This is a genomic window from Myxococcus sp. RHSTA-1-4 (assembly GCF_020037125.1).
Lineage (GTDB): Bacteria > Myxococcota > Myxococcia > Myxococcales > Myxococcaceae > Myxococcus.
The window spans coordinates 152,655-165,465 of record NZ_JAIQDG010000025.1 but is presented as its reverse complement, the minus strand read 5'-3'; the positions used below and the strand labels follow the sequence as shown (position 1 = coordinate 165,465).

The 12,811-nt window shown below is 70.9% G+C and carries 7 protein-coding genes; 1 reads left to right on the top strand and 6 read right to left on the bottom strand.

Annotation, left to right across the window (positions count from 1 at the left end):
• Positions 1-33: 33 nt before the first annotated feature.
• From K8638_RS29915 to K8638_RS29890, 6 genes are all read right to left on the bottom strand, one after another.
• A complete protein-coding gene (locus tag K8638_RS29915; RefSeq protein WP_223758081.1) occupies positions 34-1,524 on the bottom strand; it encodes a glutamate-cysteine ligase family protein in 1,491 nt (496 codons plus the stop codon).
• 78 nt (positions 1,525-1,602) lie between these two features.
• Positions 1,603-2,070, bottom strand: a complete 468-nt coding sequence (locus tag K8638_RS29910; RefSeq protein ID WP_223758080.1) for a hypothetical protein — start codon at positions 2,068-2,070, stop codon at positions 1,603-1,605.
• The gene (locus tag K8638_RS29905; protein ID WP_223758079.1) at positions 2,067-3,080 is read right to left on the bottom strand and encodes a hypothetical protein; all 1,014 of its coding nucleotides are present in this window, start codon (positions 3,078-3,080) and stop codon (positions 2,067-2,069) included. The genes K8638_RS29910 and K8638_RS29905 overlap by 4 nt, the downstream gene beginning before the upstream one ends.
• Before the next feature lie 16 nt (positions 3,081-3,096).
• Complete coding sequence (locus K8638_RS29900) at positions 3,097-4,341, bottom strand: multicopper oxidase domain-containing protein (RefSeq protein WP_223758078.1); 1,245 nt, start codon at positions 4,339-4,341, stop codon at positions 3,097-3,099.
• A gap of 24 nt (positions 4,342-4,365) precedes the next feature.
• Positions 4,366-5,556, bottom strand: coding sequence for a multicopper oxidase domain-containing protein (locus K8638_RS29895; protein WP_223758077.1), 1,191 nt, complete (start codon positions 5,554-5,556; stop codon positions 4,366-4,368).
• Between the two features lie 23 nt (positions 5,557-5,579).
• A complete protein-coding gene (locus tag K8638_RS29890) occupies positions 5,580-10,487 on the bottom strand; it encodes an SdrD B-like domain-containing protein (protein ID WP_223758076.1) in 4,908 nt (1,635 codons plus the stop codon).
• A gap of 278 nt (positions 10,488-10,765) precedes the next feature.
• Between K8638_RS29890 and K8638_RS29885 the strand changes: the two genes are divergently transcribed.
• On the top strand, positions 10,766-12,712 hold the full coding sequence (locus K8638_RS29885) for a peptidoglycan DD-metalloendopeptidase family protein (protein WP_223758075.1): 1,947 nt from the start codon (positions 10,766-10,768) through the stop codon (positions 12,710-12,712).
• The last annotated feature ends 99 nt before the right edge of the window (positions 12,713-12,811 follow it).

The following is a 12,811-nucleotide window of genomic DNA, read 5'->3' as shown; positions in this document are numbered from 1 at the left end:
GGAGCTCGCTCGACCGCCAGGGGGCGCCACGGCTCACTCCAGTGGCCAGGTATGCACGGGCATTCCGTTCTCGGAGAGCGCCTGGTATCGAGCCAGCAGCGCCGCCAGCGCCTCGGCCCTCGGCTGGTGTGCCTCCAGCAACGTCAGCAGCTCCCGCTGCCACCGCGCGCCCGTGCGGCGCGTCCTCAGGCGCTCGCGGATGATTCCCAGCAGCGCGTCCGCCTCGCCGGCCTCGACGCCCGCCTCCACCAGCCCCGCGTGCGCCACCGGCAGCAGCTCCTCCAGCAGCTGGACGACGGGCACCGGGCGCGGGGATGGGGCCCTCGCCGCCGGCCACAGCATCACCGCGTCCAGTCCGTCCCGGGCCGCGCGCAGGAAGTTGCCGCGCGCGTGCAGGAAGGGCATCCCCGGCAGCATCGCCTCCACCTCGCGGCTCAGCCCCAGCGTGAGGCCCAGCAGCAGCGCGCCGTTGGCCATCATGTCCACCACGGTGGGGCCGGCGGGCAGGGCGCGGAACTCGATGCGCAGGTGACCGCCCGCGTCCGGGTCGAACACCGCCCGGTTCCACGTCCACACGGTGCCCTGGTGCCGCCGCAGCGCGTCCAGTCGCGGCACCCCACCCTCGGCGAGGCGTGCGCGGGGCTCCTCGGGCCCCACCTCCGGCAGCACGGGCGCGTGCAGCGCCACCGACTCCTCGAAGAGCTCCAGTGCCCCCTGTCGTACCCAGCCGCGCCCGAAGGAAGTGCGCGCGTGCCGGGGAACCTCGGGCACGTCGCACAGCTCCTCGTCCTCCTCGTCCACCACCTGCCGCAGCAGCGCGATGCGCGTCTCGTCCCACAGGCGCCGGCCCAGCAGCAGCGGCGAGTTGGCGCCCACCGCCAGCGCGGGCGCGGTGGCGAGCTGCGCCGCGTTGTACGCCCGGGCGAACTCCCCGGGAGCCACGCGCAGGTGGTACTGCATGGAGGTGGCCGCGCCCGCCAGGGTGATGTCCTCCCACGAGATGACCAGCGGCTCCTCGCCGGAGAGCGTCACCTGGAGGCTCTCGCGCCGGTCTCTCCAGGTGGCGGACAGCACCCGGTAGCGCGGCAGGGGCGTCAGCACGTCGCGGCCCACGTCCTCCAGGCGCAGCGTGGGGAGCGTGCCCACCATCACCACGCGCGCGCCCTGTGTGGCCGCGGCCCGCCGCACCTCGGCCAGCACGTCCTCGCACTCGGCGCCGAGCGCCGTGAAGGAGCGGCCCGCCAGTGGCACGGGGCACGGGTTGCATTCCAGGTTGAAGCGGGCGAGCTCCTCCGTCACCCGGGCGTCCGCCGTCCGCTCCAGCACCTGTTCATTCACGGGCAGCGCGTGGCCCACTTCGTCCACGAGGAAGAGCTCCAGCTCCGCGCCGAGGCTGCGAGGCCCCACGCCAAAGCCGCGCCTGCCCAGCAGCACTCGCAGCGCCTCCAGTTCCTCCTGCAGCCGCTCGGAGAAGCGCTCGAAGTCATCCGCTGTGAAGTGCTCCCGGAGGAGGGGCAGCCCCATGCGGGAAGCATGGACACGGCGCGGCCCACGCCGCCCGCGCGGAGGCACGGCGGGGCGACTGGAGGGCGCTCCTTCCGCTCACTCCACCTCCACGCCGTCCACCTGGAAGTCTCCAATCACCACTGTCACCCGGCTCCCGGGCGCGAGGGCGCGGCCAGGGTTGGCGAACAGGATGAAGTAGGTGCGGTTGCTCTCGGGCTCGGCGGGAACCTGTCGGAGCGAGCCGACCTTGGCCGGCCTGGGCACCAGGAACCTCGCGCCAGTCGAGGGCTCCAGGACGTAGGGCCTCGCACCGCGCTCGAAGAGCCGCGCCGCCTTCTCCGGGTCCACCACGCGGTACCGGAAGTCCAGGAGGTAGCCGGAGGCCACCCGCCGCAGCCCCAGCACCTCCACACCCCACCGCTCCGCGAGCTTGTCCCGCGGCGCCACCACCGGAGCCCTCGCGGGACGACTGGAGGCACAGCCTTCCGCTCCCACGAGGAGGAGCAGCGCCAGGACGGCCACGGCCCGTCCCGTGCGGCCCATGGAGGTTTCACAGGGGCTCATGGAGAGACCTGCAGCAGGCGCAGCATTCCTCCGCCCGTGGCCGCGCCATTGGTGAGGCCCAGCCGCCGGTCGTACAGCGGCAGGACTCCCGGGGTGTCCGGAATCAGCAGCGCATCCACCGTGCCGCCCGCGGGCAGCGGCACCGAGTACTGGTGCGAGGGGTACCGCAGCGGGCTGCCACCCTCCGCCACCAGGGACAGGTACGCACCCAGCAACACGGGGACGCGCGTCTGCTGTCCGGCGCTGAGGAAGCGCAGCAGGATGCGCTCCCCGACGCGCCCCACCGGCAGCGGGCCCATCGCCGCCGAGTACGGCTCCCCGTTGATGAGGAAGTACCGCGGCCGGTAGCCGATGGTGCTGGTGATGGCGCCGCCCGGCCCATAGGTGCCGCTGGCCACCGCCTCGTGGAGGACCGGGTCCACCTCGCTGAAGAGGAGGGTGACGGCCCGGGCGTAGGGGATGCCTGGGTAGGCCTCGCCAGCGGCGGAGGCCTTCACCATCGCGCCATACAACCCCATCTGCACCTGGACCGCGGGGTGCGTCCCGCTCTGGTACAGCCAGGTCCCCGGCTTCAGTCCGGTCCACGAGTACACCCCGACGGCGCCGGGCGCCGTCTCATGGGTGAAGGAGCGGACCCGGGCGGTGACATTGCCCGCGGGCCGCTGGCCCACGTAGACGGCGCTGCCCTCCACCCAGGTGGGCGTCATGAGCGCCACCTGGCCCGGGATGACCAGCGAGGTGGGGACCGCCAGGCCGTTGTAGAGATGGACGGTCAGCGTCGTGTCCCCCTCGGGCACCGTGAGCTGCGGCCCCGGCGCGGTGATGGGCGAGTCCAGGGTCGAGAAGTCGTGGTCCTCGTCCAGTGCGTACCCCCACATCGCGACGGCCTGCCCGTCGGGCATGGTGCGGGAGAGGGGCCGGACCTGGATGAAGTACTCGGCGGCGGAGGCCTCGCGGGAGGCCGCCACCAGCAAGAGCAGCAGCAGCACCCGGCTGTCACATGTCCTCATGTCTCGCGCCTCCCCTTCACGGAATCTCGACGCCGTGGGGGACAATCAGGAGCATGGTCATCATCCCCCCCGGGAAGACGTCGTTGTTCACCATCTCCCGCTCGGAGTGGGAGTGCCACATGAAGAAGAACCCGCCCTCCAGGTTGAGCGTCCCCTGCCCGGGTGGCAGTGGCCCGAGCGCCCCGAGGAAGGGCGAGCCGCTGTAGAAATCGCCGTTGAGGAGCTCCTGGGTGTTGGGCAGCGACACCGGGAAGGGCTTTCCATGGTCCGGCGCGTACTCACGCGGCTGCGGCGCGTCGCCCGCGGCATGGCCGTAGATGTCCCAGCCGAGCTTCTCGCCGGTCCACCCGAACAGCGCGTCCGTCGTCTGTCCGGGCGCCACCGTCACGGTGAAGTGCTCGCGAGCCAGGTCCGGCCCCGCGCCGGGGGCGCTCTCCAGCAGCCGCGCGTCCCGGGCAATGACGGCCGCGTGGTTGCCGTGTGTATGGAGCGGGTGCGCGTCCCTCCCGGCGCCAATCATCCTCAGCAGGATGCGCTCTCCGGGGTGCATCATCGGCATGCAGTCGTAGGGCTGGTTCGGCAGCCACGGCGCGCCGGCCGGGGCCATGCTGTCCGGCGCGGCTCGCCCGTTGATGAACCAGTAGACGGGGCGGTAGTCGGTGAGGTCCACCTCGTCCATCCGCCCCTGCTCGACCTGCTCGTGGATGCGGGGGTCCATCTCGGTGAGCAGGAAGAGGTACTCATGGTCAAAGGCCGTGGCGGGGTGCGCGTAGGCCTGCCCGGGCGTGGCCGGGCGGACGATGAGCGCGCCCACCAGCCCCATCTCCACCTGCAGCTCGGGCCGGGTGCCGCTGTGGTAGAGGTACGTGCCTGGCTCGCGCGCCTGAAAGGTGTAGCTCACGTCCCCGCCCGGCGCCGCCTCGCGGGCCAGCAACCCCGGCACGCCGCCGGTGGCCACCACCCCCGCCTGGCCGGGGAAGACGAGCGACACCGGCACGGGCAGCTCGTTGACCAGGTGGAGGGTGACGACGTCCCCCTGGTTCACGATGAGGGTGGGGCCGGGGTACTGCATGTCCCCTCCGGCCACGCCATAGCCCCAGGCGTGGATGCTGTTGCCATCCGGGGTGAGGATGAAGCCATCTCTCGCGATGAGCTCGAAGTGGGGGCCGGAGACCCCGTCGATGGCCGCGTGCGCGGCACCGGTGGCCAGCAGCAGCGCCAGCGCCCAAGGCGCGGTTCCGCCGGGTGATACGTGCCTCATGGTCCTCTCCTCCCGGGGCATGGCTCAGGGGGTGATGACAATCTCAGTCATCATCCCGCCGAGGTCCTCGGTGTCGTTGCTCAGCGCGTGAAGGTGGGTGGTGTGGAGGAAGTACGTCCCCGGTGGGATGGCGGCCGTGTCGAGGATGACGTCCGCGGACTCGCCGCCTCCCAGGGTGAGCGTGGTGGTGGTCTGGTAGAGGTTCTCCCCCGTGGTGCCGCGCAGCAGCCTCGCGTCCCGCCCCACCACCTGCATGGAGATGCCCGGCACGGTGAGGGTGAAGTACTCGGTGGTGGAGAGGCTGGAGAGGCGCAGGAGGATGCGCTGGCCCCTCGTGGCGCGAATCAGCGAGCTGACCGGCTGGGACACACGCCCGTCGTGGCTGTTGCTCCGCGGGAGCGGATCCACGGTCGCCGGGTAGCCGCGGCCGTTGAGCAGCGGGAAGGTGTCCCGCATCGCCGCGAACGGCAGCGGCTGGACGCTGAGGCTGGCGTCGTGGAACTCCGGGTCCAGGGATGCGAGCTGGATGGGCGCGGCCACGTCGTAGCCCGTCGAGCCGTCCCCGTCGTTGTAGGCGAACCGCCGGTAGCGGCGGCCCGAGCCCGCCGGGTACTCGCGCTCCGTTCCATCCTGGGCGGGCAGCACGTAGAGGTTGCCCACCATCCCCATCTGGATGTGCTCGGCCGCCTCGACGTGGCAGTGGTACATGTACGTGCCCGGCAGCTCCGCGGCATAGAAGTAGGTGAGGCTGGCGCCCATGTTGATGGCGATGCTGGCCTCGGGCACGCCGTCGAAGATGGGCGCGGCGTTGGGGAAGCCGTGCCAGTGGACACTGTGCGCGTCGAACAGGTCCGGCCTCATCATCATCCCCACGTTGGTGAGCGTCAGGTAGAGCCGCTGGCCCTGCTTCACCACCAGCGTGGGCGCGGGGAGCTGGGCGCCCAGCATCGCCTCCTGCATCACCCGCGCGTTCGGGACGCCGGTGACGTTGGAGAAGCCAAAGACATACAGGAGGCGTCCATTCGCCATGTCCGCGAAGCCGTCGCCGGCGGCCAGGTGGATGCAGACATGGTCATTGGCGGGGTTGCCATCCCCGTCGGTGTCCACGCCGTCCGTGTCCGGCGGGCACTGGGTGGAGACGGCCGCGCGGGCCGGCCCGGCGGCCAGCAGCAGCGGCACGAGCAGGAGGGCAAGTCTCGGGAGCGCTTTCATCATGTGACTCCTGGCGGGGGAGGGACTCAGCGCGACTCGTCCGCACCGGCGTCCACGGTGAAGCCGAAGCGCGGCTCACCGTCGATGTCGGTGAAGAGCTCGGGGAAGAAGAACCGGAAGAAGCCGGCGCCCACGCCGTTCGCCGGCGAGCCGGGGCCCAGGTGGTAGTTCCCGGTGAGCCCCGTGGGCAGGAAGGTGGTGGTCACGAAGTTGCCGAAGGCCGAGCCCTTGGAGGTCGCCTGGTACACGTTGAAGTAGCCCGAGACGAACGCCGGGTCGGCGGACACGTTGGTGGGGTCGTCCGGCGTGGGCTCGGAGAGGAGGGAGAAGTGCGGCTCGAGCCGCCGCGGCGTCAGCGTGCCGTACACCCCGAGGTCCCAGAAATGGGGGGCCTCGCCAGCGGCCACGTCCGGGCGCAGGCCTCCGAGTCCGTCTTTGTAGGCCGCATCCCAGTAGAAGGCCCGGTTGTGCCAGAGGATGTTGTCCTGGAGGACGGGGTTGGAGAACTCCTGCTCGAAGCCCGGGCCGAACGCGGCCTGGAGGCCCGCGCTGTGGGCCCTGGACGCGAGCCCCGCCACCTGCGGCACCGAGGTGGTGATGCCGCCCATGGTGCCTCCCTCCTCGGGGCAGAACTGGCCCGGCGGCTCGTTGGGGATGCAGGGGCCGCCGAAGGCGTCCACCCCGGTGGCGGTGCTGTCGTTGTGGGCGATGGTGTTGTTGAGGATGAAGGCCCGGGCCGTGTCGTCCAGGGCAATGCCGCCGCCGGTGTCGGCGCTCGAGTTGTTGACGATGAGGTTGTTGAAGAGGGCCACCTGGTGCCAGCGCGAGGGCATGGTGGGCCAGCGCTGGACGTCCTGCCCGTTGACCATCAGCGTGCGCACGCCGCCGCCGTCGTCCCCCGCCAGGTTGCCCTGGATGAGGTTGGAGACCACCCGCACGCTGCCGGCGCCGGGCGTCAGCGTCCCGGGCGGCGCCCCGGCCGGGACGAGCTCTCCGGCGATGATGAGCCCGCCGCCCTCGTCGAAGGACTGGTTGGACACGATGCGGTTGCGGGCAATCCGCCCTCCGTCGCTCAGGCCGAAGTGGGCGATGCCGCCGCCGTACAGCAGGGTGAAGTTGCCGCAGATGAAGTTGTCCGTGAGCTCGTAGCGGTCCGCGCCGTTGAACAGGGCCACGCCCCCGCCGCCGTCGATGCCACCGTTCTGGGTGATGTGGTTGTGGTGGACGAGGAGGTTCCCGTTGCTCGAGCTCAGATAGCCATTGCCCGCGGCATTCACCAGCGAGGGGGTGCCCACGCGAATGCCGCCCCCGAAGCTGCCCTGGTTGCTGATGAGCCGGTTGTTGGCGAGCGTGAGGTAGGGGGCGTAGGCGTTGACGAAGATGCCGCCGCCCTTGATGGCCCCGGTGACGGTGAAGCCATCGATGCCTCCCCTGCGCCCCGGGTTGAAGAAGCCCGGCCGTGCCGCCACGGTGATGCCGGCCCCGCGCTCGAGGAAGAAGTCGGGCCGCTCCCCGGGAAGGAGCTGGACGTCCCCGGAGGCGATGAGGGCGGCCAGCTTCGCGTCCCAGGCGGCCTGCTCCGCGGGCGAGAGGGGGCCGGCCTCGATGACGGTGGAGAAGGCGCCCCAGCCCTGGAGCTGGACGGGCTTCCAGAGGATGGGGTTCTCCTTGTACGTCCCGGGGGCCACCAGGATGAGGGCCCCCACGGGGGCCGTGTCGATGGCTTGCTGGATGGAGCCACCCGGTGAGACGCGGCGGACGGCGCGCGGGCCCACGTGCAGCGTGAGGCCCAGCTCGGACGTCCTCCCGTTGCCCCGTCGCACCTGGAGTTGCCCGGTGCGGACGCCCCCGGGCACTCGCGCCACGATGCGCGAGCCGTCGGAGGCCCAGCTCACGATGGGCAGCGAGACGCCATCCACCGTCACCGCGCCCCGGGTGCCGCCGAAGCCGTAGTCCCGGACGATGGTGAGCGGAGAGCCGGGTACGTCCGGGTCATACGCCGGGTTGGGGACCCGCATCGCCCCCACCGAGGTGAGGGTGACGAGCGCGCCGGGCGTGGGGACGTGAGGGCCTCCCGCGGGCCCGCTGACCGAGTGGATGAGCGGCGTGCCGTCCGGGAACTCGCAGTCCAGCGGGCGCCGGTTCGCCGTGAAGGCGGCGATGGGGAGGATGGGCGTGTCCAGCCGGGTCGTCTTCCCCGGGTAGAAATCCCAGTGGGTGCAGATGCGCCCGTAGGCCGGGTTGTACCAGGGGTCCCGGATGAGCTGGCCGGGGGTGTCCGGGTCCGGGATGGGGCCCACGTCATTGAGGCAGACGGTGAGCATGCCGGGGGACACGCCCGTCGGCGTGGGCCGGTTCACGCTGAAGGTGGATGGCACCAGCGCGTTGTACCGGCCCCACTCGTCACTGTAGGTGCGGACCAGCTCGTTGCCCCGGAAGTCCTTGATGGAGATGGGCAGCCACGGCACCCCGAAGTTGGTGCCCTTCTGGGGGCTGCCGGGGTTGAACTCGAGCAGGACGTCGTTGAGCACCATGCCCCAGATGCGGCCGGCCTTGGGCACCTCGGTGAAGACGAAGAAGTCGGCCGCGCTGTTCTGGCCCCGCCCCATGCGGACGTGCTTGCGGTCGCACAGCGGGCGCGAGGTGCCGGCGAAGGGCGCGGGCACGCCTGGGAAGAGCGAGAGCTCGGCGGGGACGCGGTGCGGCTCGCCCACGCAGGGGGGCGCCACGAGCAGGTGCGGCGTGGGCTGCTCGCCGAAGTCGACGTTCTTGTCCTCCTCCTTCACCGTCTCGTACCCGGGGGGAGGAACGGCCTCCACGATGTAGAGGCCGGGCGGGAGCCCCTGGACCTCCGCGCTGCCCGAGCCCAAGCCCCCCGGGAAGTACGAGGCGAGGAGATAGCCTCCGTCGAACACGCCGGGGCGCACCTGGTTCCACGTCCGCAGCGTCTCCGCGCAGTCCCGTACCGGCTTCCCATGGACGGACTGCGGCGGGCCCACGCAGCCGGTGGGACGGCTGTCGTCCCAGCTGTCGGTGTGGGTGAGGTTGAGGGCGTCGCCCGGGTCGAAGGCGCCGTTGCCGTTGCGGTCCACGTCCTCCGGACCGGGGAAGTTGTCGAAGGGCGCGTTGTCCACGTCCGCCGGCGTCACCTGGCCGTCGCCGTCGAGGTCGTCGATGACGGCGTCGCCATTGGTGTCCGCGTAGAGGTTCACCTGGACGCGGGGGACCTTGGGCTCCCAGTCATCCCCCACGGCGTAGCGAGGGTCATTCTCCGCGCGGGTGGTGGCGTAGTGAACGAGTCCGGAGATGCCACCGTTCTCCGTCCGGCCGTACGCCACCTTTCCCCAGTCGATGCGGTGGGTCTGCCCGCCGTAGAGCAGCATGCCCTGGGTGAGCACCTCGCCGCGCTCGGAGCGGGAGAGGTTGTCGCCGGTGTTGGGGTTGATGACGGGCTGCGGCTGCGGGGTGCTCCTCGCGCCCGGCGCAAGCGGGCCGCCATCGTCGATGATGGCGGTCATCCCCGTGGGCTTGAAGCGGGTGTAGTCCACCTCGGCCACCAGCCAGTGGAAGAAGGGGAAGACCTCCTTGAAGCGGTAGCGGCCGGCCGGGTCGGTGTTGGTGGTCTTGTAGAGCGAGCCGTCCGGGAAACGAAGGTTGAGCGCCTGGTTGGGGATGCCTGCCTCGCCGGGGTCCTGATATCCATTGGTGTTGGTGTCGTAGAAGACACGGCCCTCGAGGAAGCCGAACCAGGCGTAGACGGGCACGTCCCCGAGGGCCATCACCCCGCCCGTGGGTGGCACCGTGAGGGTGCGGAAGTCGATGATGGCGTCGAGGGGCAGGTCCCACATCACGAGCTGATAGACGCCCGGGGGGACGTTCTCGATGGTGAAGTCGGAGCCGGGGCCGCAGGGCTGCGCGTAGACCTGCTCGTCGGCGCCGCCGAGGGCATTCAGCCCGACCCAGCACTTCTCCACCGGGACACCTGGATGCAGGCCCGGCTGCAGCGGCGGGCGGTTCTCATGGACGTAGACGACGCGGCCGGTGAGGGTCCCCACCGGGCCGGTGGGGGGAGTGGGAAAGCGCATCGGCCGGACGAAGCCGATGAAGGCGTGGTGGTCGAAGAAGCCCCACTCGGCGAAGTAGGGTGGCTCGCCCGCCTTGACCCAGGCGTCGATGGTCGGAGTGCCTTCAATGGTCGCCGTCTGCACCCAGTCGGAGCCCACGGGGGGGACGGCGCGGACACCGTACTTGTTGGGGGGCAGGAAGCGGATGAGCGCCTCACCCGCGGCGTCGGTGAGGATGACGCCGGAGCCGGGCTGCGCGACCACCGGCTGGCCTTCCTCGTCCAGCACGAAGGAGCCATCCGGGTTCTGCTGATAGGTGGTGCCGAGCGGGTTGCCGAAGGCGTCCTGAGAGACCTGCCCCAGCGCGTCGGAGAGCACGATGGAGAAGCCGGCGAGGCCCGGCTCGGCGGGGATGTCCGGGGCGCTGTTGATGGGCTGCCGGTCGTGGAAGACGAGGACGGAAACCTGGGCGGTGGGGATGGGCTCGGTGTTCACCACCACCCGCACCTGCTCCTGCCCCACCGCCACCTGGGTGCCACTCAGGGTGTGGCCCCGCAGCGGGAGGACGGACACCAGATAGCGCCTGTCCGCGGGCACGTCGATGGTGGCGGCGGACGTGGTGGATGTCCCCTTGGCCACCACCGGGGAGTAGCTGCCGTGGACGGTGAGGGCGGGGATGTCGTTGCTACGGGCCCCGGGGACGACTGGCAGCGTGGTGTCCTCCTCGAGCTGCCAGCGGAACCCCTCCACCGGCCGGCCACTGGAGTCCACCACCGTCAGGGAAAAGGCCCGGGCCTCGCGCCCGCCGAGCCCGGCGGCGAACAGTGTGACGGCAGCAACAACGAATGCAGTGGCGCTCCTCGCATGCATGGCCACCTCCCATCGGGGCAGCGAACATGCGGAGGGCTCTCACGGCTGTCAGGCCGTTCCCGGGTCGCCCGGCATGAGCCAGAAGCGAACAGCGCCTCGGGAGGATGCAGCCCGAGTGGCCTGCTTGCGCACGCCCGTCGACCCGGTCGTGCACGTCGTCCGCGCCGGCCCGTTTTCCGGCGGCCCGGTCCCACTCGGGCGTGGGGCGCGAAAACCTCGCGGGAATATCCCGGCCGGGTCTCGTTCTCCCGGCAGCTTCACCAAACAGGGGGAACGTGATGTCGAACACAGTCTTCAATAGACCGATGCGGGCCGTGCTGGGCGCGGCCTTGAAGTGGACCCTGCTGGGCACGGGCCTGACGCTCGTGACGAGCGGTTGCGGGGCGCCGATGGAAGAGCCGAACGCGCCGGTGGTGCCCGGCGTGGAACAGGAGGAGCGGCAGGGGGACGAGGACGCTCCGCGCCAGGCCCTGGCGCCACAGAACGAGGACTGGTCGGCGCCCCTGTCCGAGGACCCCCACGCGTACGACGCGGAGCTGGCCTCGAACACGCCGGAGGGGCTCAAGACCGCCCTGGCGGTGCCGTCCTGTGTCGCCAGCGACCTGTCGCTGACGTGGTGGCCGCTGAGCGGCGCCAACGGCCGCGTGTGGATGGTGAACAACTACGTCGACCTGGACCCGGCAGCCAGCCTGCTGGAGGACTATCTGGGCTTCACCGGCAGCCTGGCGCGCACGTACGACGGGCACCGTGGCATCGACATCGACATCTCCTCGTTCCGGGAGATGGACTCGGGCTCCGCCCTGGTGCGCGCGGCGGCCCCCGGCATCGTCACCTTCGTGGAGGAGGGCCAGTTCGACCGCAACACGAGCTGCACGGGCAACTGGAACGTGGTGCGCATCCAGCACGCCAACGGCTATGACACCCTCTACGGCCACCTGAAGCGGAACTCGGTGGTGGTCAACGTGGGAGACACCGTCACCGCGGGCCAGGTGCTCGGCGTGGCGGGCAGCTCGGGCTGCTCCACCCAGCCCCACCTTCACTTCGAGCTCCAGGACTGCTCGAATACGGCGGTGGAGTCCTTCTCGCTGGGCATGTGGGCGTCACCGCCGGCCTACCACGCGCCCTCGGACGTCATGGACGTCATGCTGCGCAAGGGAGCCATCAGCACGCAGCAGATCAAGGACCCGGCGCCCAACCCCACCCTGTACGCGCCGGGTGAGACGCTGGGCATCGGCCTGTCGATGAGCGGGCGGGGCGGCGATGTGGTGGACCTGTCACTCACCGCGCCGGACGGCGTCGTGGACGCGTGGACGTGGAATGTTCCGGGCGCCGCGCGCTACCGGCACATGTACCCCGCCTGGCCCAAGGTGGTGGGCTCCACGCCGGGCACCTGGACGCTGCGCGTGCGCATCAACGGCAGCCTGCGCGCCACGCGCACCTACAACGTCAGCACCCTCCAGCCCGGCTACTCCGAGGTGGCCCGGCACGGGGTGCCCGCCTCCAGCTACCAGACGGTCTTCAATGACATCACCGCGGCTGGCTACCGCCCTGTCTGGGTGGACGGCTACGAGGACGGCAGCAACACCTACTACAACGCCGTCTTCCGTCCCGCGGACGGCTACGCCTGGGCGGCGCGTCACGCGCTGACCAGCGCGCAGTACCAGACCGAGGTCGACACGCTGGTGGACCAGGGCTACCGGCTGATGCAGGTGGACAGCTACCTGACGAACGGCGCCGTCCGCTACGCCGCCATCTTCACCAAGAAGCCGGGCCCGGACTGGGTGGCCTACCACGGCCGGACGGAGGCGGAGCACCAGTCGCTGTTCAACACCTACGCCAGCAGCGGCTACCGGCTGGTGAACGCCTCGGTGGTGTCGGTGTCCGGGCAGCGCTACTTCACCGCGCTGTATGACAAGGCGAACGTGGGCGGCTGGGTGGCGCTGCAGGCCATTGCCGCCTCCCAGTACCAGGCCGAGTTCGACACGCAGCGGGCCGCCGGGCGCTACCTGCAGTACCTCAACACCTACGTGCACGGCGGCACCGTGTACTACTCCGCGGTGTGGGACTCGGTGCCCTACGGCGCCTGGGCCGCGCGTCATGCGCTCTCCTCGTCGCAGTACCAGACGGAGTTCGACACCTGGACCGGTGCCGGCTACCTCACCCGCCTGGTGACGGGCTACTCGGTGAACGGCGCCCACCGCTTCGCGGGCCTCTGGACGCACTGAGGCTCCACGGAGTAGCGGGCCTCCGGGCGCGCGGATTCTCGGCGAAGGCCAGCGCTGCTTCCTCTGGCAATTCAGTACGATGTAGAGCCTGGTCCCGCA